The sequence below is a fragment of the Micromonospora sp. NPDC049171 genome, assembly GCF_040648275.1.
Classification (GTDB): domain Bacteria; phylum Actinomycetota; class Actinomycetes; order Mycobacteriales; family Micromonosporaceae; genus Micromonospora.
The window spans coordinates 416,269-436,487 of sequence record NZ_JBEZDJ010000002.1; the positions used below are offsets into that span (position 1 = coordinate 416,269).

Sequence of the window (20,219 nt, forward strand, 5' to 3'; positions counted from 1 at the left end):
TATCCATCGTCGATCTTGCACTTTCTGTCGCGACAGAAGGGAACGAAAGGCCCGAAGCGGCGACACAAAGTGCAAGATCGCGGGATTGGTGGTGGCGACAGCCCGGGACATTTGTCACCGTGCACCCGGTACCGGCGGCTCTGCCGGGGGCGTTCGCCCATTCGTAGCGTGCTGGGTATGGGTGACAACGCGGTACGTCGCACGGGACCTACCAACTCATCCGGACTGCTCTTCGCGGCCGTCGCGGCGTGCGCCCACCGGCGCGCGACCGTACGCGGTTGACCGCCACTAGCGTGTCCGTCGTGCCTGGTGCCAGCGAGATGACACGTGCCGTCGACCCCGGCCTGCGGCGGCGCGGGATCATGCTGGTGGCGGCCCACACGCTGTGGCTGTGGTTGCTGCTTCCGCCGGCTGCCACTGTCGTGCGGGGGGAGGTCCACCCGGTGCCGGTGGCCATGGTCGGGCTGGCCGTCTTCGCGTTGCTCTACCTCGCGCTGGTGGCGGTGCCGGTGGCCGCACTGGCCGTTCGGTCGGCCGTGCACCACGCCGGGCTGGCACTGCTGGCGCTGCTCGGGGTTGCGCTCGCCGCCGCGTACGGCAACGCCACGACCGGCTGGCTGGCCCTGCTGATCTATGTGTGCTCCGCGGGCGCCGTGGGGCTGCTCCAGGTGAAGTGGGCTTTCGCCTGGGTCGGCGGCAGCGTCGCGGCCGTGCTGGTGATCGGGGCGGCGCGACGCCTGCCCGCCGAGGGCACTATCCAGATCGCACTGATCACGCTGCTCGCCGGTGCCATGACGTTGGCGTTCGCGCGGGTGGCCCGCCTGGTCGACGAGTTGCGCCGCACCCAGCGGGAGCTGGCCCGTTCGGTCGTGGAACGGGAACGACTCCGGTTCGCCAAGGACCTGCACGACCTGCTCGGCCACACGCTGTCGCTGGTGGTGGTGAAGGCGGAGGTGGTCCGTCGGCTCGCCCCGACGGATCCACTCCGGGCGGCGGCGGAGGCGGCCGACATCGAGCGGATCGGCCGCACCGCCCTCACCGAGGTGCGCGAGGCGGTCACGGGTTACCGCGAGCACAGCTTCGCCCGGGAGCTGGACAACGCCCGGGCCGTCCTGGCCGACGTCGGCATCACCGTCACCGTACGGGGAACGGGGAATTTCGACGTCGACACCGACGACGCGTTCGGTTGGGTCCTTCGGGAGGGAGTGACGAACGTGCTGCGACACAGCCGGGCGTCGCGTTGCGACATCGAGGTCGACACCGATGCCGACGGGTCGGTGCTGACCATTCGGGACAACGGGGTGGGCGGCCGACCGCGGTTCGGAAACGGCCTGCGGGGTCTCTCCGAGCGGCTTGAGCAGGCGGGCGGCACCCTGCGGGTCGGTCCGGCGCATGGTGGTGGTCTGCTGCTCACCGTCGGGGTTCCCACCCGCGCGGTAGCGGCGGCGACCGAATGATCCGGCTGCTGCTCGCCGAGGACCAGGGCATGATGCGCGGGGCGCTGGCCCTGCTGCTGAACCTCGAACCCGACATCGAGGTGGTGGCGCAGGCCCGGACCACCGCCGAGGCGTTGGAGGCGGCCCGGAGCAGTCGTCCGGACGTGGCGCTGCTGGACATCGAGATGCCCGACGGCAGTGGCCTGGACACCGCCGCGACGCTGCGGGAGCAGTTGCCCGACTGTCGGGTGCTGATCCTCACCACGTTCGGTCGGCCCGGCTACCTGCGTCGGGCGATGGAGGCCGGTGCGGCCGGCTTCCTGGTCAAGGACGGTCCGGTGGAGGAACTCGCGGTGGCCGTCCGGCGGGTGCTGGCCGGTGAGCGGGTGATCGATCCGACGCTCGCGGCGGCGGCTCTGGCGGCCGGCCCGAACCCGCTCACCGACCGGGAGCGGCACGTGCTGGCGGCCGCCGTCGACGGTGCGACCATCGCCGACATCGCCGCCCGTCTGCACCTGTCCGAGAGCACGGTGCGCAACTATCTGTCGTCGGCCATCGGCAAGACCGGTACCCGAAACCGGATCGAGGCCGCCCTCAGCGCCAGGACCAACGGCTGGCTCTGACGCCGCCCAGGTCCGCGGTGCGTCGATGGAATTCCGGCCATGTGGGTCGGCCCGGGTGAGCGGCTGGCGGGCAGGAAGTTCCGGCCGTGTGGGGTCGGCCCGGGTGAGCGGCTGGCGGGCAGGAAATTCGGCCGTGCGGCGTCGGCCCGGGTGAGCGGCAAGCGGGCAGGATGACGGGTGGTGTCGGTCACAGCACAGCGACGACGCCGACGGCGCAGGCGGGTGGCGAACGGGCCGTGCCGCCGACGGGGAGGGAGGCGCGCGGTGAGCGACGAGTTCGATGTGGTGGTGGTGGGAGCGGGGCCGGCCGGAGCAGCCGCCGCGTTGGCGGCACGCCGGGCGGGTGCCAGCGTGCTGCTGCTGGACCGGGCCGACTTTCCCCGGGACAAGGCGTGTGGCGACGGGATCGCCGCGCACTCGGTGGACGTGCTCGCCGAGCTGGGTGTGCCCGAGGCGGTGGCCGGCTACGCGCCGCTGCCCGCGTTACGCATGATCGCGCCGGGTGGCGGTGCCGTGGCTCGGGCGCTGCCCCGACCCGCGTACACAGTGCCCCGGGAGGTCTTCGACGCGCGACTCGTGGCGGCGGCCGTGGCGGCCGGCGCGCAGTTGCGCCGGCACACCGTGCGCCGGGTGGAGCCGCGCGCCGACCGGGTGGTGCTCGACGGGGAGGTGTCCGGTCGGGTGGTGGTGGGTGCCGACGGCGCCGGCTCGTTGGTGCGTCGGGCGCTCGGCCATCCGCAGAATCCCGACCGGCACCTGGCGCTGGCCATCCGGGGGTACGCCCCGGCTCTGCCCGGCCCCTCCGAGCAGCTCATCGTCACCTCGAAGGCGCGCTGGCCGGCGTACGCCTGGTCGTTTCCGATCGGCGACGGACGGGCGAACGTCGGGTACGGGGAGGTGCTGCGCGGTGAGCCGCTGAGCCGGGCCTACCTGCTGGACCGGCTGGCCGCGCTGCTGCCCGGCACCGATCTGGGGACGGTGACCGCGTTGCGCGCCCACCATCTGCCGCTGTCCACCCACCGGCCGGCACCGGGGCGTGGCCGCACGTTGCTGGCCGGGGACGCGCTGTCACTGATCAATCCGTTCACCGGGGAGGGCATCTTCTACGCGCTGCTCTCCGGTGCGCTCGCCGGTGCGGCGGCGGCCCAGGCACCCGAGGCGGCGGCCGTCCGGTACGCCCACGGGTTGCGTCGTCGCCTCGGCACCCACCTGCGGCACAGCTCGTTCGCGGCCTGGTTGGCGCGGCGTGGCCGAGTGGTGGACGCGGCGGTGCGGGCCGCCCGGCGCGACGACCGGGTGTTCTACGACGTGGTCGAGTTGGGGCTGGGTGACGGACGTCTCACCGCTCGTACGCTGGCGATGATCGGCATCGGTCTGCCCGGCGGGGATGCGACTCCGAGGCGGTGATCTGGCCGAAGGGTCGCTACGCTGCTAGGTGATGACGCTGCGGGACCTTATCTACTCCGTGTACGAGCGCCGGCTCACGGCGAAGCTCGCGGGTAAGCCGGTGCCCCGGCACGTCGGGGTGATGTGCGACGGCAACCGCCGATGGGCGAGGGAGATGGGCTTCGTCGACCCGAACGACGGTCACCGGGTCGGGGCAGCCAAGATCAAGCATGTTCTCGGCTGGTGTGACCAGGCCGGCATCGGGCACGTCACCCTCTACCTGCTGGCCACCGACAACCTGCGCCGCCCGGCCAGTGAGCTGGACCCCCTCCTCAAGATCATTGAAGACCTGGTGGTGGAGCTTGCGGAGGAGGGCAACCCCTGGCGGTTGCGCATCGTCGGGGCTCTCGACCTGCTCCCGGCGCAGACCGCGGCGGCCCTGAAGGGCGCCGAGGAACGCACCCGCGAGCGCACCGGCGGCGCGGAGGTCAACATCGCGGTGGGCTACGGCGGTCGCCGGGAGATCACCGACGCGGTCCGCTCGCTGCTGTTGGAGCACGCCGCCTCCGGCGGCACGATCGAGGAGTTGGCCGAGGTGCTGGACGTCGAGCACATCGCCGAGCACCTCTACACCCGCGGCCAGCCCGATCCCGACCTGGTCATCCGCACCAGCGGGGAGCAGCGGCTGTCCGGCTTCATGCTGTGGCAGTCCGCGCACTCGGAGTTCTACTTCTGCGAACTCAACTGGCCGGACTTCCGGCACATCGACTTCCTGCGCGCACTGCGCTCGTACGCGACGAGGCAACGCCGCTACGGCGCCTGACGCGTCGGTCTGCCGCCCGGCCAGGTCAGGGCAGGTGGGTCAGCGCCTCGGTGAGGAAGTCGCCCAGGGCGGCCGGGGACTCGATCGTCAGGTCGGCGGCGTTGGCGACCTCGTGGCCGGTCTCCGGGTTGGCTACCGCCACGCAGACGCCGAGAAAGTCCGGGTCGGCGGCGGCGCGGGCGCGCAGTGCGGCGAAGGCCTTGATGTCCGAGACGTCGTCACCGAAATACCAGGCGCCGGTGGCCCCCTTGATCGCCTCGCCGATCACCATGCCCTTGTCCCGGTCGACTGGCGGTTTGAGCTCCAGCACCATCCGCCCGGCCTGCACCCGCAGGCCCAGCCGGTCGGCCTGCGCCTGCCCCCACTGCTGCACTGTCGCGCCGAGCTGTGGGGCGGTCCGCCAGTGCAGTGCCACGGAGAGCCGCTTGTATTCCACGAGCGTGCCGGGCGGCAGTTCCGCCCGGGCCAGGTCGGCCAGCTCCGTCATGGTCGGCACCCAGGGCAGCGCGGCCGGCTCGGTGACGGTCTCCCCGCCGGAGTGGCTGTGCTCCAGCCCGTACAGGCCGTAGAGGTCCACGCCGGTGAGCCCGCCGAGCTGATCCCGCAGGAACTCGACGGGTCGGGCGGAGACGATCGCGACCCGCTGCACGACCGGGGCCAGCGCCTCGATCGCGGCCAACGCCTTGGGCGCCGGGCGGACCGCGGTCGGATCGTCGTCGACGGGCGCGAGCGTGCCGTCGAAGTCGAAGAAGAGCACGGTCCCGGCCGCCCGGCTGGCGGTGGTCCGCCAGGCCTGGTCGGCGTTCAACGGAGTACTCGGCTGGTGATTGCCCAGATTCAACGGCGGCACGCGCGTCAGCGTACCCCGGCGACGAAGGCTCATTCCTGGCCGAGCGGAACCGTTGCGCGGTGGGCGATCAGCGTTCGGCGGCTCCTCGTCCACGCCGACCGAACGGCACCACCGCCGCCTCCTGGCCGTGGCTCAACAGGTAACCCTCCACGAACCCGGTGTTGCGATCGCCGGTGTGGGTCTCGATCTCGTTGAGCCGTGCCACCAGGAACTCGGTGAGTGCGCTGATCCGGTCGTTCATGCGTTCGTGCAGCTCGGCGACGACGGCCAGGACGACCGCGGTGCCGGCGGTGATGAGTACGAAGAGGTTGACGAGCAGCGGCAGCTGCCCGCCGTCGACCGCGAGGGTCACTGTGTTACCGGTCGCCCACAGTGTCATCGACACCGTCGCGACCACGACTGCCAACCACTTCAGGGTCATGGACAGACCCCTCCTTTTGTCCCGCAGGGCTGGGTTCGGCCTTGTCCCGTCCCCCCGCCGATGACGAGCCCAAGCAGTACGAATAGGGACGCTAGCGTGCCCGTTCCGACCCCGGAGGCAAACGAATGAACCTGACCAGGCGTTCTTTCGCCATCTGAGGAACTACCCTGCTTGATTGCCTCTATTTCGGACATCGACCGGCAGCGTTGGGCGGTATGCGAGGTATCTAATGGTTTCTCGGATGTGGAACTTCTCCGCGTCCGAAACGTTCGGATCGACCAGCCGGCGCAGCAGAGCCTCCACGTCGGGGTCCATCGGAGGGGCGGGTTGGCCGCTGCGGGGGCCGCTCGCGGTGCGGTCCCAGCCGAGTGCGGCGAAGGCCGCCGCCGGGTTGAGCCCCAGGCCCTCGCAGAAGGCGACCACCCGTTCGGCCTCCGGGTCACTGGCCCAGTCGCCCCGGACCCACCGGTTGATGGTCTGCCGGGAGACGCCGGTGCGCCGGGACACCTCGGTGCCACTCCAGGCCCGGGTCGCCCGTGCCTCGTCCAGGGCGCGGCGAACGAAGGTGGCGAAGGCGATCTTCCGCGCATTGGCCGTCTCGGTCACCCCGTGACGGTACGGCCACGCGGCGTCGAGCGCGCGCCCCGGCTCGCCACTGTCACGCAGACGTGACGGGATCCTCGGATTTCCGGTAAACGATTCAGTGCCACTGTTGAGGGGTGTCACGCGGGCAGAATAGATGCACGTAGTGGCGAACGTAAGCGGACGAAAAGCTGATACTGTCACGCCCATGAGACAATCTACGGTGTGTCACGTGCATGAGACGATTGGTGCTCACATGCGTCATACCCCCGACGCCAAGGGGGTGTGGTGACCGAGCTCGCCACCCGCGCCCAGGCCTTCGGGCTGATCGCCGAGGGGGTCGCCGCGGGGCTGACCGCCCCCTGGCGTCTCTACCTCGCCCGAGGCTGCCGCTACCTGTCGCTGAGCGTCGGCGACCGCGCCGAGTGGAACGCCTGGCGTACCCATCTCGGCTGCCCGGAACTGAGCGTCCGGGTCTACGACGCCGGCGGCGAGATCCGCCGTTCCTCGGTGGCCGAGATCGTGCTGGACGGCTGCCGGATCAGCGTCGAGCTGGTCGAGGAGGTCAGCACCGACGACCTGGACCGGCTGCTCGTCGCGGATCCCACCACGATCGAGCCGGAGGAGCGATGACCTGGCGTCCACGCTGGGCCGGTGTTGCCCGATGAGCCCGTTCCTCGCGGTGTTCCTCGTCCTGGTGCTCGGTGCGACCAGTTACGCGGCCGGTCGGCTGCACGGGCAGCTCAGCTACCGCATCGGCTACCGCTTCGGCTACCGGCAGGGCTACTTCGACGGTGACCGGGGCGCCTGGAACCGACGTCGCCGCGACGCCCAGGCCGCGATCGCCTCCGCCCTGTCGGTCTCCCCGGCGGGCGTGGTCCGCTCGGCCAGCACCGTCGCCCGCCCCGGCACCACGTACACCGGCTCGTCGTTCAGCGCTCCGGCCGCCCCGATCACCGGGCGGCACCCGACCGGCACGCTCGTTCGACGTACCGGTTGAGGTCGGTCGGCGGGCGCAGGCCCGCCGACCGGCATTACCGACGCGGTGCGTCGTCCGCGGCGGACACGCACCGACGGGGTCACGTCAGACCGGTGACGGTGACCCCAACCGGCCGGGGTGCGCGCAGGGGGCATGCATCCCGGCCGGTTCCGCCGCGCCCGTCGCCAGCCGTCCCGACGAGCACCCGGCGACGCGCCCGTCCTGGGAGTTCCCCGCACGCCAGGGCCTGTGGCAAAGCCCTTGCCGGATCGCCGCCTGGACTCCGCCTCGGCTCGACCCAGGACTTTGACACAGGCCCTAGCCGGAAGGGTTCGGCGGGGCTAGCGTCTAGGCATGGCGCGGGGTTCTCCCGAGCCAGCCGGTCCGCCCGGATCTGCGACCTCGCGCACGGGGTTCCGCATCCGACCCCGTGTCCCCGGGCGCCGGAGGAGGCGGAACACGGGTGGCGGGTGCCCATCCGTCGGAGCAGGCCTGTGACGACTCGCCGTACCACCGCCGGTGCCGACCAGACCCCGGCCGCGACTGCCACGACCCGCCGCGCCACCAGGAGCCGCCGCACGGCGGCCGCCGCGCCGGCCGACCCGAAGGAGCCGCGACCAGCCGGCCAGGCCTTTGTCCTGGACACTTCCGTGCTGCTCTCCGATCCGGCGGCGTTCCACCGGTTCGCGGAGCACGAGGTGGTGCTGCCTCTGGTGGTCATCACCGAGCTGGAAGGCAAGCGGCACCATCCGGAGCTGGGCTGGTTCGCCCGGCAGTCGCTGCGAATGTTGGACGACCTACGGGTCCGGCATGGCCGACTCGACCGACCGGTGCCCGCCAACGACGCCGGTGGCACCCTACGGGTGGAGCTCAACCACACCGACGACGGCGTGCTGCCGCCCGGTTTCCGGACCGAGAGCAACGACGCCCGGATCCTCTCCGTCGCGCTCAACCTCGCCGCCGAGGGGCGGGAGGTGACGCTGGTCAGCAAGGACATGCCGCTGCGGGTCAAGGCGGCCTCGGTGGGTCTGCGCGCCGACGAGTACCGCCACGGCCAGGCCAGCGACCCGACCTGGACGGGCATGTCCGAGATGCAGCTCAGCGAGGAGCAGATCGGGTCGCTGTACGCCGGCGAGACCCTCGACCTCGACGAGGCGGCCGGCCTGCCCTGCCACACCGGCCTGGTGTTGCACTCGGGGCGGGGCTCCGCGCTCGGCCGGGTGCTGCCGGACAAGTCGGTCCGGTTGGTCCGCGGCGACCGGGAGGCGTTCGGCCTGCACGGCCGCTCCGCCGAGCAGCGCGTCGCCCTCGACCTGCTGCTCGACGAGGCGATCGGGATCGTCTCGCTCGGTGGCCGGGCCGGCACCGGCAAGTCGGCGTTGGCGCTCTGCGCGGGGCTGGAGGCGGTGATGGAGCGCCGCCGGCACAAGAAGGTGATCGTGTTCCGCCCGCTGTACGCCGTCGGTGGCCAGGAGTTGGGCTACCTGCCCGGGTCGGAGTCGGAGAAGATGTCGCCGTGGGCCCAGGCGGTCTTCGACACGCTCGGCGCGGTGGTGCACGAGAACGTGCTGGAGGAGGTCACCTCGCGGGGCATCCTGGAGGTGCTGCCGCTGACCCACATCCGGGGGCGCAGCCTGCACGACGCCTACGTGATCGTGGACGAGGCCCAGTCGCTGGAGCGCGGGGTGCTGTTGACCGTGCTGTCCCGGATCGGGCAGGGCTCCCGGGTGGTGCTCACCCACGACGTGGCCCAGCGGGACAACCTGCGGGTGGGTCGGCACGACGGGGTGACCGCGGTCATCGAGGCACTCAAGGGCCATCCGCTCTTCGCCCACGTGACACTCAGCCGTTCGGAGCGGTCGCCGATCGCCGCGATGGTCACCGATCTCTTGGAGGACATTCCGATCTGATGGTGCTTATGCGGCCTTTGTCCGCATAATTAGTGTGGCAGAAGTCACAAACAGCGTGGTTGGTTTCCCATCAGCCTCACTGTGCGCAATCGTGTCCCACGAGCGCCCACGCACCAAGGGGATCGTCGGTGATCGTTCGTCGCACGACGGAGGACATCGGCGGCGATCGGTGCGTCGGCGCGACCGGCAATCGGTCGGGGCGCTCGTGGCACGGTTGACGGTCCACCTGTGACCTGCGCCGTGCCGCGTCCATGCCCCCGACGAAGGGACCACTTCGTGAGTCGGCTGTGGAGCCGGTTGGGTGCCCGTACGGCTGCTGTGGCGCTGCTCTCCGTGGGCGTTGCCGGTGGCTTCTACCTGGGCCAGGACCGGGAAACCCAGCAACAGGGGTTGGTCGAGCAGGCCAGCCTCGAGGTCGACCGGGCCGACCTCGCGTACCAACGCGAGCGGCAGGCCGCCCACCAGGTGCAGTTCTCCAAGCAGCGGGCCGCGGAATACCAGGCCAAGCTGCGGGCGGCACAGGCCGCCAAGGAGGCCGCCGAGCGAGCCCGCAGGGCCGAGGCCGCCGCGGCGTCCCGCAAGCGCGAGCGCGAGGCCGCCAACGCACCCGCCAAGCCGTTCGACGGGCCGATCCCGGCGTCCTGCGAGGAGTTCAGCGGCAACCGCAAGACCGGCTGCGCCCTGATGATCGGCGCGGGCTTCGGCATCGCCGAGTTCCCCTGCCTGGAGAAGCTCTGGACCAAGGAGAGCGGCTGGAACCACAAGGCCGCCAACAACTCGTCAGGTGCGTACGGCATCCCGCAGGCCCTGCCGGGCAGCAAGATGGGCACTGTCGCCGCCGACTGGCGGACCAACCCGGCCACCCAGATCAAGTGGGGGCTGAGCTACATCAAGGGCAGGTACGACACGCCCTGCGGCGCCTGGACTTTCTTCCAGAACAACAACCACTACTGACGGCCTCCGAAGGCGGGGCGGGTGGCTCTCCACTCGCCCCGCCTTCGCGCGTACTCCGGACGGGACGTGAGTGGCGGCCGGCCGCTTTTGCTGATAGCAGTTGTCAGGTGACCCTGCACCCGTCAAGCGGCGACCCCTTCCGGTTCGGCACCGAGGCGTTCTACGCCGCCCTCGGCCGGGCGTTCGTCGCCATGTGCGCGGTGGTCCCGTTCCTCTTCCTCATCGAGGCCGTCGACCAGGGGCTCGCGTTCGGCCTGGACGCCAACGCCGGCATCATCCCGCAGCGCATCGAAGGGCTGGACGGGGTCTTCTTCTCCCCGTTTCTGCACCACGGCTTCGACCACCTCTACAGCAACAGCATCCCGCTGATCCTGCTGGGCACGTTCGTTCTGGCCGCCGGCGCCCGCCGCTTCCTCTGGTCGACCCTGGTCATCATCCTGGTCAGCGGCCTCGGCGTCTGGTTCACCGGCTCGCCCAACTCGGTGGTGGTCGGCGCCAGCGGCGTCATCTTCGGTTACCTGGGCATCCTGCTCACCCGGGGCATCGTCGAACGCAGCTGGTGGAACTTCGCGGTCTTCCTGCTCGTCGGCCTGCTCTACGGCTGGCAACTTGTCGGCATCCTCCCCACCGACGAGCGGATCTCCTGGCAGGGCCACCTGTTCGGGCTGCTCGGCGGGGTGGTCGCGGCGATCCTGTTCCGTCGTCGACGGCCGGCGGTGGACGGGCCGGACCACTTCGGGTCCACGCTCAGCCTGCCCTGACCAAATCCCCGGCGCGCCCCTGGGACGTGCTTGCCGGACCGCTGCCACCCGCCTACGGTCGAGATCAGCACGCGTTGATCCGTAAGCGGAAAGCGACGGTACGCCATGCGCGAGGTCGATGTCGCCGTGATCGGGGCCGGTCCGGCCGGTCTCTTCGCCGCGTACTACGCCGGGTTCCGAGGGTTGTCGGTGGCGGTCATCGACGCGCTGCCCGAGCCCGGCGGTCAGGTCACCGCCATGTACCCGGAAAAGTTGATCCTCGACGTGGCCGGCTTCCCCGCGGTCAAGGGCCGCGACCTGGTGGCCAACCTGGTGGCACAGGCCGCCCCGTTCGCGCCTCAGTACCTGCTCAACACCCGTGCCGAGAAACTGTCGTACGCCGAGGGTCTTCCGGTGCTCGGCCTGGCCGGCGGCGAGCAGCTCGGGTGCGGAGCGGTCGTGGTCACCGGCGGGCTCGGCAGCTTCAGCCCCCGACCGCTGCCGTGCGCCGACGGCGCTCCCGGCACCGGGATCGTCTACTTCGTCACCGAGCCGACCGACCTGGCCGACCACGACGTGCTGATCGTCGGTGGCGGCGACTCCGCCTTCGACTGGGCGTTGGCGCTGCAACCACTGGCCCGTTCGGTGACCCTCGTGCACCGCCGGGAAAAATTCCGGGCGCACGCCTCGACTGTCGCCCGCGTGCTCTCCCTGCCGGTGCGGGTGGTGGTCAACGCCGAGGTCACCAGGCTGTTCGGGGAGGGCGCGGTGACCGCCGCCGAGGTGCGGGTGCTCGGTGGCGCCACCGAGACGCTGCCGGTGGACACCGTGGTCGCCGCGCTGGGCTTCACCGCCGACCTGGGCCCGCTCGCCGAGTGGGGGCTGCGGTTGGACCGCCGGCACATCCTGGTGGACAGCGCGATGGCGACGAACCTGCCCCGGGTCTTCGCGGCGGGTGACATCACCGAATATCCGGGCAAGGTGCGGCTGATCGCCACCGGCTTCGGCGAGGCGGCGACGGCGGTCAACAACGCGGCGGTGGCCATCGACCCGAGCGCCCACCTCTTCCCTGGGCACTCCTCCGACGCCGGCTGACCGTCGGTATCGGACCCGAACCGATCCGTGTCCGGATCGAGACGGGTCGACCGGACCCTGGGTGGATGACGGGTCCCGCGGCACGGCTGGACGGCGCACCGACGACCCTGCCCTGGCTCTGCCACCCCAGCACCCTGCTCGCCCTGGTGCTGCTCCTGGTCAACGACCACGTCCTGAAGGCAGCCTTTCCCGGCCTGCTGACCGGCAAGCTGAGCGACGTCGCCGGTCTGGTGCTCGCCCCGCCACTGGTCGCGGTGCTGCTGACCCTCCTGGTGCCGCGGTTGCCGGCCCGGGCCGCCGCGGTGGCCGGTCTGGTCGCGGTGGGCGCCGGCTTCGCGCTCGTCAAATCCAGCGGGTACGCCGCCGAGCTGGCCTCGTCGGCCTGGACCGTACTGGCCGGGCCGTCCCTGGTCCGGGCCGACCGGGCCGACCTGCTGACCCTGCCGGCGCTCGGCCTGGCCTGGTGGAGTTGGACGCGAGCGCGTCGCCGGCCGGTGCGCCAACGGACCGCCCGGCTGGTCCGGCTACTGGTGGTGCTGCCGCCGGCGGTGTTGGCGGTGGCCGCGACAAGCGTGGTGCGCTACCCCTACGCCGTGGGCACCGCTCTGCTCGACGGACAGCCGGCGGTCTCGATCGGCTCGGGCTACGACGACCGATCCTGGCCGACCCAGCCAGCCGAGGGTCGGTGGTCGGTCAGTACGGACCGGGGGACCAACTGGCGACCCGCCGACGCCGCCGAGGAGCAGCGGTTGTCCGGTCCGGACGTCGGGCAGCGGCAGGCGTGTGTGCCGGCCGAGCCGCAGCGGTGCTACCGGGCGGTCCGCGGTCACCTGCGGGTGGAGCAGAGCGACGACGCCGGTGTGACGTGGCGGGTGGCCTGGGAGGTGTCGGACGCACGCCGCGAGGCGTTTGCCCGTCGATTCGACAACCCGGGTGACATTCGTCGGCACTTCGCCTCCCGTGATCTGATCGTCTATCCCGTCGCCGACGGCGGCCACGAGGTGCTGGTCGCCAACGGCCGCGACGGCCTCCTGCGCCGAGGGTCGGACGGCGGCTGGCGACGTGCCGGCTTCCCCAGTGAGCAGGACACCGCGGACGGTCCACCCGCACTGGGTTCCGGTGGACCCGGCGACCGCGACACCGACGTCTTTCTCGCCTTCGCCCTCTCGCTGACCCTCGCCGTCGCGGTCACCGTGCTCGCCGCCCACCTGGCGATCCGGCGCGGCAAAGGCCCACGCTGGTGGGGAGTCGCCGGCAGCGGGGTGCTGCTGTCCGCCGGCATCGTGCTGGCCCTGGCCTGGGAGCGCAACGACGACTGGTCGACGTACAACGCCCTGCTGCTCGTCGTTCTGCCGGCGTGTCTCCTGACGGCGGTGAGCCTGGTCGTCCGAGCCTCCTACCAGGGGGCAACGGGCCGGTGGATCGGAGGGGCGCTGACCGGGCTCCTGCTCACCGTCGTCCTGGCCGGGCTGCCGCTCGTCGGTTGGCTGCACGGCACCCCACCACAGACGCGGTTCGCGGTGGCGCTCGCCCTGTTGGGCACGGTGCCGGGCGTGCTGTTGGCCATCCGGATCGCCGGGCTGGTCGACCCGGCCCGCGCGTACGAGCGCCGGCACCCGCCGCGTCCGCCCTACCCGCCGCACGGGCCCTATCCGCACGGGCGGCCCTATCCGCACGGGCCCTACCCTCCGGGCCTGCCGGCGGTGCCTGACCCGCCCTACCCGAATGCGCTCTACCCGTCGCGCCCGCCGGCGGTGCCTGACCCGCCCGCGCCGTCGCAGCTCCCGCCGCCCGGACCGGCGCAGCCCCGGCCGCCGTACCCGTCGCAGCTGCCGCCGGGCTGAGCGTCGGGCGCGGAGCCGCCAGCGCGGGGTTAATCGGTGCGTGGTGCGTTCAGCGCGCGGGTCGGTCGGCGCGGGGGGTTGGTCGGTGCGTGGTGCGCTCAGCGCGCGGGTCGGTCGGCGCGCGGGGCCGGTGGCGCCAGCGCGGCGATCAGCACCGCCACCATGGTCAGTGCTGCCCCGAGCAGGGTGTTCACACCGGGGTGGGAGGCCGCGGTGGGCAGCACCAGGTCCAGCAGGACCGCCCCCACGATCTGGCCGGCGATGGTGGCCAGACCGAGCAGCAGCACACCGGTGAACCGCACGATCGCGGCGGCGATCGCGATGAACACGATGCCGATCGGGCCGCCCAGGTAGAGCCACGGCTCGCTCGGCAGGTCGCCGGTCGGCCAGCCGCGTACGGCGGTGTCGACGGCGAACGCCACGAGCAGGGTGACAGTCCCGACGGCGAAGTTGACGAGGGTGGCGGTCAACGCGCTGTCGGCCGCCGCCCGGACCTGCCCGTTGACGGCCTGCTGCCAGGCGATGCCCAGGCCGGCGAGCAGGGGCAGCAGGGCAAGCGCCAGCGTGCCCGGATCGCCGAGCCGGTCGGCCACGGCCAGGCCGACCGCGAGCACGGTGAGCACCGCGCCGGCGAGTCGCTGCCTGGTGACCGGCTGCCGGCCGGTCGGCCCGATCCCGGCCCGGTCCACGGCGAGGCTGCTGCCGGTCTGGCCGGCCACCACCGCCACGGTGAAGACCGCCACGCCGAGCGTGCCGATGGTGAGCCCCTGGGTGGCCACGAGGAAAGCCCCGCACATCCCGCCGAGGCACTGCCACGGCCGCAGCGTTCCCGTTGCCAGGGCACGCCGCGTCGCGGCCAGGCCACGTCGCCCGCCGGGGGTGGCGGGCACCAACATCAGCAGCACCAGCAGGCCGACGCCGAACGAGACCACCGCGGCGGCGAACCCGTCGGCCAGGCGTACCCCCAACTCGCCGTTGATCCGCGACTGCACCGCCACCGCGACCCCGGAGACCGACGCCAGCGCGACGCCGGTGATCCGGCGGGTCGCGGAGAGAGCCTGCGGTGTCGCGGCGCCGGTGGCGGTCACTCCTGCTCGGCCAGCGGCCGACCGTCGAAGTCGACAGCGGAGTAGAGCGCCAGCTTCTCCAGCCGGTGGTACGAGTCGATCACCCGGATCGTGCCGCTCTTCGACCGCATCACGATCGACTGGGTGTACGCGCCGCCGGCCCGGTACCGCACCCCGCGCAGCAGATCTCCGGAGGTGACCCCGGTCGCCACGAAGAAGCAGTTGTCACCGGTGACCAGGTCGTCGGTGGCCAGCACCCGGTCCAGGTCGTGCCCGGCGGCGAGCGCCTTCTCCCGCTCCTGCTCGTCGCGTGGCCACAGCTTGGCCTGCATCGCACCGCCCATGCACTTCAGGGCGCAGGCGGAGATGATGCCCTCCGGGGTGCCGCCGATGCCCATCAGCACGTCGACCTCGGACTCGCCCCGGGCGGCCGCGATGGTCCCCGCGATGTCGCCGTCGGAGATGAACCGGATGCCCGCCCCGGTCCGGCGGATCTGGGTGACCAGGTCGTCGTGGCGGCTGCGGTCCAGCACGCAGACCGTCACCTCGGACACGTCGGTGCCCTTGACCTTCGCGATCCGGCGCAGATTTTCGGCCACCCCGGCGTTGATGTCGATCACATCGGCGTACGCGGGACCGACGGCGAGCTTCTCCATGTAGAAGACGGCGCTGGGGTCGAACATCGCACCCCGCTCGGAGACGGCGAGCACGGCGACGGCGTTCGGCATGCCCTTGCTCATGAGGGTGGTGCCGTCGACCGGGTCGACGGCGACGTCCACCTCCGGGCCGGTGCCGTCGCCGACGTGTTCGCCGTTGAAGAGCATCGGGGCGTTGTCCTTCTCGCCCTCGCCGATCACCACCACGCCGCGCATCTGGATCGAGTTGATCAGCTTGCGCATGGCGTCGACGGCGGCCCCGTCGCCGCCCTCCTTGTCGCCCCGGCCCACCCACCGGCCGGCGGCCATCGCGGCGGCCTCGGTGACCCGGACCAGGTCGAGGGCGAGGTTTCGGTCGAGATCCTGTGGGATCCGCGTCCTGGTGTTGGTCATGACGGCTGCTCCTCCTCGCGACGGTGCGGGGACGTCCGGCGGCGGGGCGGTCCCCACTGCCGGCTCTGTCGCTGATCCTCACACGATGGCCGACCCGGGGTTGGCGCGGGGCGGTGATGGCCTGGATACCGCCGGTCGGGCGGCTGCGAAGATGGAGGGGTGGAGCCCGCACAGCCAGCCGACCGCGTACCCGCCGACCGCACGCCGCCCGACGGTCAGCCGCCGGCCGACGTCCCCGCCGACCCCGGTGGTGACCCCGTCGGCGATGAGCCGACGCCGCCACCGGGAGTAAGGCCCGCCAAATCCGAACGGTCGCCGAAGGACATGGCGATCTCGTTGCTGGTGCTGCTCGTCCCGATCGCGCTGCTGCTGGCGTTCTACCGGGGCTTCCTCGGTGGTGACCAGGCCACGACAGTCGATCCGGCCCCGGCCATCGAGCAGGCCCGGTCGGCGAACGTGTTTCCGGTGAGCCAGCCGGAGGGGCTCAGCTCCGAATGGTCGACGGTCAACGCCCGCTACCAGACTGTCGACGGCGGCGCGAACCTGCGTATCGGCTATCTCACACCGGAGGGGCGGGGCATCCAGCTCCTGCAGAGCAGTGTGCCGGCGGAGCGGCTGCTCCCCGCCGAGCTGACCGACCAGGGTCAGCCCCGGGGCCCGACCGAGCTGGCCGGGCGGACCTGGCAGCTCTACACGGCCCGGGGCAACCAGCAGGCGCTGGTACTCCTGGAGCCGACCCGCACGGTGATCGTCGTCGGTGACGCCCGGGACAACGAACTACGCGAGCTGGCCGGCTCGCTGCGCTGACCGGGCTCGGTGGTGGTCGGAGAGGGCAACCGGACAGAAGGGTGATTGTCCGACCCGTCAACAGGGAACAGAGAGGGAGTGATCCGGGCGCGCTGCTCGGCCCGGATCGCGCGGCGCGGCCGACGGTGCTGCCGCGTCGCCCGGTTTCCGGCGCCGTCCAGGCCGTCGGGTGACCCTCTTGGGAGACATGTATGACTGTCCGACGACTCGGTGCCGGCCTGGTAGCCGCTGCCCTGATCACGCCCGCACTGGCCGCCTGCGGCAACGGTTCGACCGGCACCGCCGGATCGACCGCCACCCCGACGGTGACCGCGTCCGGCACGGCGAGCGCGTCCGGCGCTCCGGCGGCGGGCGACGCCAAGCAGGCCCTGCTCGACTCCACCAAGGAGATCAGCAGCGGCAACTTCCGATTCACTCTCGCTGGCGCCGGCTCGACGGCCGAGGGCCAGGTGCACCAGCCGAGCCAGAGCGCGGCGATGAAGTTCGCCATCGGCGGCCCCTCGTCCGACCTGGCCATGAAGCTCGACGTGATCCACTACAAGCCGGACAGCTGGGTGAAGCTGGAGTTGACCGGCCCCACCGCCGACAGCCTGCCCGCCATCAAGCAGCTCAACCTCGGTAAGTACCAGCACCTGGACCAGGCCCGGATCAAGGGCAACCGCAACCTCGGCTTCGACTTCGACAAGGTCGACCCGGCCGGCAGCGCGGTGCTGACCCAGGGCATCACCGAGGTCCGCAGCACCGGCACCGGCGCGTACGCGGGCACCATCGACGTCACCAAGGCCGCCGAGGCGGGCTCGTTGAACGCCGCCACGATCGCCGCGCTGGGCACCCAGGCGAAGACCGTTCCCTTCACCGCGAAGGTGGACCCGCAGAACCGCCTCAGTGAGCTGGTGCTGCAGTTGCCGGCCGCCGGGCAGACCGCCGCCCAGGAGATCAAGATGACGTACTCCGACTACGGTGCCGCCACCGCCGCCCAAAAGCCGCCGGCGGACCAGGTCGTGGAAGCGCCAGCCGAGCTGTACAGCCTGTTCAACTGACGTACGCGCGTGGGGCGGCTCCGGCCGCCCCACGGGCGGTCGGTCAGGAAGCGGGCTCCTGCCGGGCGGCGTCGATCCGTGCCCGCGCGCCGTCCAGCCAGCGTTGACAGATCACCGCCAGCGCCTCACCGCGCTCCCAGAGCGCCAGCGACTCCTCCAGGGACGTGCCGCCGGCCTCCAGCCGCTCGACCACCGAGGCCAGCTCGGCGCGGGCCTGCTCGTAACTGAGCCGTTCGTCCGGCCCGGCCTTCGTGTCGTCGCTCATCCGCACCATCCCATCACACCCGCTCAGGCGACGTCGCATGCGCTGGTGCACGACGTGCGATGCGACAAGTGACTGGCCGCCACCCTCGGGCAACCCGTTCGGCGATTTCTCGGCAGGTAGTCGTGCTGGACGAATGGCTGCTGCCGTCACTGCAGATCCTTCGTCGGGCCTACCCGGATGGCCTTCCGGAGAGTGACTACCTTCCACTTCACGTCGTGATGTCCGAGGACTTCTCGGAGCTCGGTCTCGCCCGCCTGGTCGCGGAGTTCATCGATGGAGAAGTCGTGGTCGTCGAAAACGACGCGGCTGCGGCGGCAGGTTCCCGGCGGCCGTCGCCGGCGGATGTGGAGCGGGTCCGGGGTCACCTGTCTGCGTCGGGCTACGAGTCGGACGCGGACGGCGACTGACGCGAAGATCGTCCTGCCCGAGCGGCCGGCGCGGCAACTCGTGGCCGGGCACCAACCACCTGGGGGAGGAGTAGTGATGGACCGACGTCCCGGAGCGTTTCGACTGCTCAGGCAGGCCGCTGGGCGAACAGGTTTCGCCGAGGTGCGAGTCGAGATCGGCTGGAACGGGGTGGTCCAGCGCGGGGTGGTCTGGGAGGTCGACCCCCTAGACGACACCGCTGTTCAACCTGAGCGGCAGCCCGAACTGGCCAAGGCTGCTGTGGAAGGCGCCACCCTCGGGCTCGGCATCATCGCGGGAATGGGACTCGACGTCGCGGCTTGCACGGTTCACCTCAGGTGGGTCGGGATGAACGTGGTGGATACGGAAGCCACGGCGATGAGAGCAGCGGCATGCGCCGCCACCGCAGATGCCTTCGATCTGCTTGATCGATTCGAGATCTCTCGGGATGCTCAGGGATGGCGATGCGAGCCGACACGGCAGTGAGCGAGCCGAGCGAAGCGCCGCGGCCATGGGAGCGCCAGCCCGATCGGTAACTCGTCGACCTGGGCCTGCGTCAGCCGTCGACCGTGGCGGACAGTTCGCCGTCGGCCAGTCGTACCCGCAACGGGTCGCCCTTGCCGACGTCGGACGCCGCGCGGACGACGTGGCCGTCGGCGCGCTGCACGATCGCGTACCCCCGGTCGAGGGTGGCGGCGGGGGAGAGCGCACGCAGCCGGGCGAGGGTGTGGCGCAGGTCGTCGCCGGCGGCGCCGAGCCGGTGCGCCAGGCAGCGGCCGGCCCGTTGGCGTAACGCGGTCAGGTCGGTCGCGCGATGCTCCACCATCACCTGCGGTCGGGCCAGCACCGGCCGGGAACGCAACCCGTCGAGCCGGTGCGTCTCCCGGTCGACCAGGTTGCGCACCGCCCGTTCCAGGCGGTGCCGGGCCTGACCGATGAGGCGTACCTCCTCGGTGAGGTCGGGGACGACCCGCTTGGCCGCGTCGGTCGGGGTGGAGGCGCGGACGTCGGCGACGTAGTCGATCAGCGGTGCGTCCGTCTCGTGGCCGATCGCGCTGACCACCGGGGTACGGCAACCGAACACCGCGCGGCAGAGCGCCTCGTCGGAGAAGGGCAGCAGGTCCTCGATGCCGCCACCGCCCCGAGCGATGATGATCACGTCGATGCTCGGGTCGGCGTCCAGGACCTTGAGCGCGTCGATGATCTGCGGCACCGCGGACGGGCCCTGCACGGCCACGTTGACCGTGCGGAACTCCACCGCCGGCCAGCGTCGCCGGGCGTTGGTCAGCACGTCCCGCTCCGCCGCCGACGCGCGGCCGGTGATGAGCCCGATCCGGCCGGGCAGGAACGGCAGTCGGCGCTTGCGGGCGCGGTCGAAGAGCCCTTCGGCGGCGAGCAGCTTCTTGAGCTTCTCCAGCCGGGCCAGCAGCTCCCCGAGCCCCACCTGACGGATCTCGTCGGCGCGCAGGCTGAGCGTGCCCCGGGCGGCGTAGAACTCCGGCTTGGCGTGCAGCACCACCCGGGCACCCTCGCGCAGCTCCGGTGCCCCGGCGTCCAGCACGTCCCGGTTGGTGGTGACGGTCAGGCTCAGGTCGGCCGACGGGTCACGCAGGGTGAGGAAGACGGTGCTGGCCCCGGGACGGCGGCTGATCTGCGCCACCTGCCCGTCCACCCACACCCAGCCGAGCTTGGCGATCCACGCCCCCACCTTCTGGCTGACCACCCGCACCGGCCAAGGTTCCTCCGCACTGCTCCGCGCCCCCTCAGTCACCCGCCCACCCTACGGACCCCACGGCCTGCCCCCGTGGCCTGCCCCGTTGATCATGAGGTTATTGCCCCTGGTGTCGGGGTGGTTTCTAGGCTTCAGTGCAACTGATCTTGGTTGTGGTGGAGGTGCTGGTGGCGAGGCCGGGTGTGGTGACGTTCGGGCATCGGCAGGTGTT

The 20,219-nt window shown here is 71.6% G+C and carries 22 protein-coding genes; 15 read left to right on the forward strand and 7 right to left on the reverse strand.

The genetic code is table 11. From position 1 onward, the window contains the following. The first annotated feature begins 302 nt into the window (after nt 1-302). The 4 genes from AB0B14_RS04730 to AB0B14_RS04745 all read left to right on the forward strand — a co-directional run bounded on the left by AB0B14_RS04730 (nt 303) and on the right by AB0B14_RS04745 (nt 4,268). The gene (locus tag AB0B14_RS04730; protein WP_357521274.1) at nt 303-1,457 is read left to right on the forward strand and encodes a sensor histidine kinase; all 1,155 of its coding nucleotides are present in this window, start codon (nt 303-305) and stop codon (nt 1,455-1,457) included. Then, nucleotides 1,454-2,059, forward strand: coding sequence for a response regulator transcription factor (locus AB0B14_RS04735; protein ID WP_357076496.1), 606 nt, complete (start codon nt 1,454-1,456; stop codon nt 2,057-2,059). Before AB0B14_RS04730 ends, AB0B14_RS04735 begins: the two co-directional genes overlap by 4 nt. Before the next feature lie 264 nt (nt 2,060-2,323). Beyond that, the gene (locus AB0B14_RS04740) at nt 2,324-3,466 is read left to right on the forward strand and encodes a geranylgeranyl reductase family protein (RefSeq protein ID WP_357521276.1); all 1,143 of its coding nucleotides are present in this window, start codon (nt 2,324-2,326) and stop codon (nt 3,464-3,466) included. A gap of 31 nt (nt 3,467-3,497) precedes the next feature. After that, nucleotides 3,498-4,268: an isoprenyl transferase gene (locus AB0B14_RS04745; protein ID WP_357076504.1), complete on the forward strand. Its 771-nt coding sequence runs from the start codon at nt 3,498-3,500 to the stop codon at nt 4,266-4,268. A gap of 25 nt (nt 4,269-4,293) precedes the next feature. On the opposite strand, the gene otsB is transcribed toward AB0B14_RS04745, so the two are convergent. The 3 genes from otsB to AB0B14_RS04760 form a co-directional block, all read right to left on the reverse strand. Further along, nucleotides 4,294-5,118 (reverse strand): trehalose-phosphatase, encoded by an 825-nt coding sequence (otsB, locus tag AB0B14_RS04750; protein ID WP_357076507.1) that lies wholly within the window; start codon nt 5,116-5,118, stop codon nt 4,294-4,296. A 67-nt stretch (nt 5,119-5,185) separates the two neighbouring features. Continuing rightward, the gene (locus AB0B14_RS04755) at nt 5,186-5,539 is read right to left on the reverse strand and encodes a hypothetical protein (protein ID WP_357076510.1); all 354 of its coding nucleotides are present in this window, start codon (nt 5,537-5,539) and stop codon (nt 5,186-5,188) included. 162 nt (nt 5,540-5,701) lie between these two features. Then, complete coding sequence (locus AB0B14_RS04760; protein ID WP_357076513.1) at nt 5,702-6,145, reverse strand: XRE family transcriptional regulator; 444 nt, start codon at nt 6,143-6,145, stop codon at nt 5,702-5,704. A 264-nt stretch (nt 6,146-6,409) separates the two neighbouring features. Between AB0B14_RS04760 and AB0B14_RS04765 the strand changes: the two genes are divergently transcribed. The 7 genes from AB0B14_RS04765 (at nt 6,410) to AB0B14_RS04795 (ending at nt 13,643) form a co-directional block, all read left to right on the forward strand. Further along, nucleotides 6,410-6,754, forward strand: coding sequence for a hypothetical protein (locus AB0B14_RS04765; protein WP_354995764.1), 345 nt, complete (start codon nt 6,410-6,412; stop codon nt 6,752-6,754). 31 nt (nt 6,755-6,785) lie between these two features. Further along, nucleotides 6,786-7,121, forward strand: a complete 336-nt coding sequence (locus AB0B14_RS04770) for a hypothetical protein (protein WP_357076516.1) — start codon at nt 6,786-6,788, stop codon at nt 7,119-7,121. Between the two features lie 473 nt (nt 7,122-7,594). After that, nucleotides 7,595-9,010, forward strand: coding sequence for a PhoH family protein (locus AB0B14_RS04775; protein WP_357076519.1), 1,416 nt, complete (start codon nt 7,595-7,597; stop codon nt 9,008-9,010). Nucleotides 9,011-9,286: 276 nt separating this feature from the next. Further along, entirely contained in the window at nt 9,287-9,964 is a 678-nt protein-coding gene (locus AB0B14_RS04780) for a transglycosylase SLT domain-containing protein (protein ID WP_357521278.1), read from the forward strand. Nucleotides 9,965-10,071: 107 nt separating this feature from the next. Then, a complete protein-coding gene (locus AB0B14_RS04785) occupies nt 10,072-10,725 on the forward strand; it encodes a rhomboid family intramembrane serine protease (protein ID WP_357076525.1) in 654 nt (217 codons plus the stop codon). Between the two features lie 105 nt (nt 10,726-10,830). Beyond that, the gene (locus tag AB0B14_RS04790) at nt 10,831-11,799 is read left to right on the forward strand and encodes an NAD(P)/FAD-dependent oxidoreductase (RefSeq protein ID WP_357521280.1); all 969 of its coding nucleotides are present in this window, start codon (nt 10,831-10,833) and stop codon (nt 11,797-11,799) included. Nucleotides 11,800-11,864: 65 nt separating this feature from the next. Further along, nucleotides 11,865-13,643 (forward strand): hypothetical protein, encoded by a 1,779-nt coding sequence (locus AB0B14_RS04795; protein WP_357521281.1) that lies wholly within the window; start codon nt 11,865-11,867, stop codon nt 13,641-13,643. A gap of 98 nt (nt 13,644-13,741) precedes the next feature. Here the strand turns inward: AB0B14_RS04795 and AB0B14_RS04800 are convergent, their stop codons facing one another. Together AB0B14_RS04800 and glpX are read right to left on the reverse strand one after the other, a co-directional pair. Then, nucleotides 13,742-14,731, reverse strand: a complete 990-nt coding sequence (locus tag AB0B14_RS04800) for a DMT family transporter (protein WP_357521283.1) — start codon at nt 14,729-14,731, stop codon at nt 13,742-13,744. Next, nucleotides 14,728-15,759, reverse strand: a complete 1,032-nt coding sequence (gene glpX, locus AB0B14_RS04805) for a class II fructose-bisphosphatase (protein WP_357521285.1) — start codon at nt 15,757-15,759, stop codon at nt 14,728-14,730. Before glpX ends, AB0B14_RS04800 begins: the two co-directional genes overlap by 4 nt. Nucleotides 15,760-15,918: 159 nt before the next feature. On the opposite strand from glpX, the gene AB0B14_RS04810 reads away from it, so the two are divergent. Both AB0B14_RS04810 and AB0B14_RS04815 read left to right on the forward strand, forming a co-directional pair. Then, nucleotides 15,919-16,566, forward strand: a complete 648-nt coding sequence (locus AB0B14_RS04810) for a DUF4245 family protein (protein WP_357521287.1) — start codon at nt 15,919-15,921, stop codon at nt 16,564-16,566. Nucleotides 16,567-16,757: 191 nt separating this feature from the next. Further along, a complete protein-coding gene (locus AB0B14_RS04815; RefSeq protein WP_357521289.1) occupies nt 16,758-17,606 on the forward strand; it encodes a hypothetical protein in 849 nt (282 codons plus the stop codon). A 43-nt stretch (nt 17,607-17,649) separates the two neighbouring features. On the opposite strand, the gene AB0B14_RS04820 is transcribed toward AB0B14_RS04815, so the two are convergent. Continuing rightward, a complete protein-coding gene (locus tag AB0B14_RS04820) occupies nt 17,650-17,871 on the reverse strand; it encodes an exodeoxyribonuclease VII small subunit (protein ID WP_141907898.1) in 222 nt (73 codons plus the stop codon). 122 nt (nt 17,872-17,993) lie between these two features. Here AB0B14_RS04820 and AB0B14_RS04825 point away from each other — a divergent pair, with 122 nt between their 5' ends. Together AB0B14_RS04825 and AB0B14_RS04830 are read left to right on the forward strand one after the other, a co-directional pair. Further along, nucleotides 17,994-18,278, forward strand: coding sequence for a DUF3349 domain-containing protein (locus AB0B14_RS04825; RefSeq protein ID WP_357521291.1), 285 nt, complete (start codon nt 17,994-17,996; stop codon nt 18,276-18,278). 76 nt (nt 18,279-18,354) lie between these two features. Continuing rightward, nucleotides 18,355-18,762, forward strand: a complete 408-nt coding sequence (locus tag AB0B14_RS04830) for a hypothetical protein (protein ID WP_357521293.1) — start codon at nt 18,355-18,357, stop codon at nt 18,760-18,762. Nucleotides 18,763-18,832: 70 nt separating this feature from the next. On the opposite strand, the gene xseA is transcribed toward AB0B14_RS04830, so the two are convergent. Beyond that, nucleotides 18,833-20,047, reverse strand: a complete 1,215-nt coding sequence (gene xseA / locus AB0B14_RS04835; RefSeq protein ID WP_357521295.1) for an exodeoxyribonuclease VII large subunit — start codon at nt 20,045-20,047, stop codon at nt 18,833-18,835. Between the last annotated feature and the right edge of the window lie 172 nt (nt 20,048-20,219).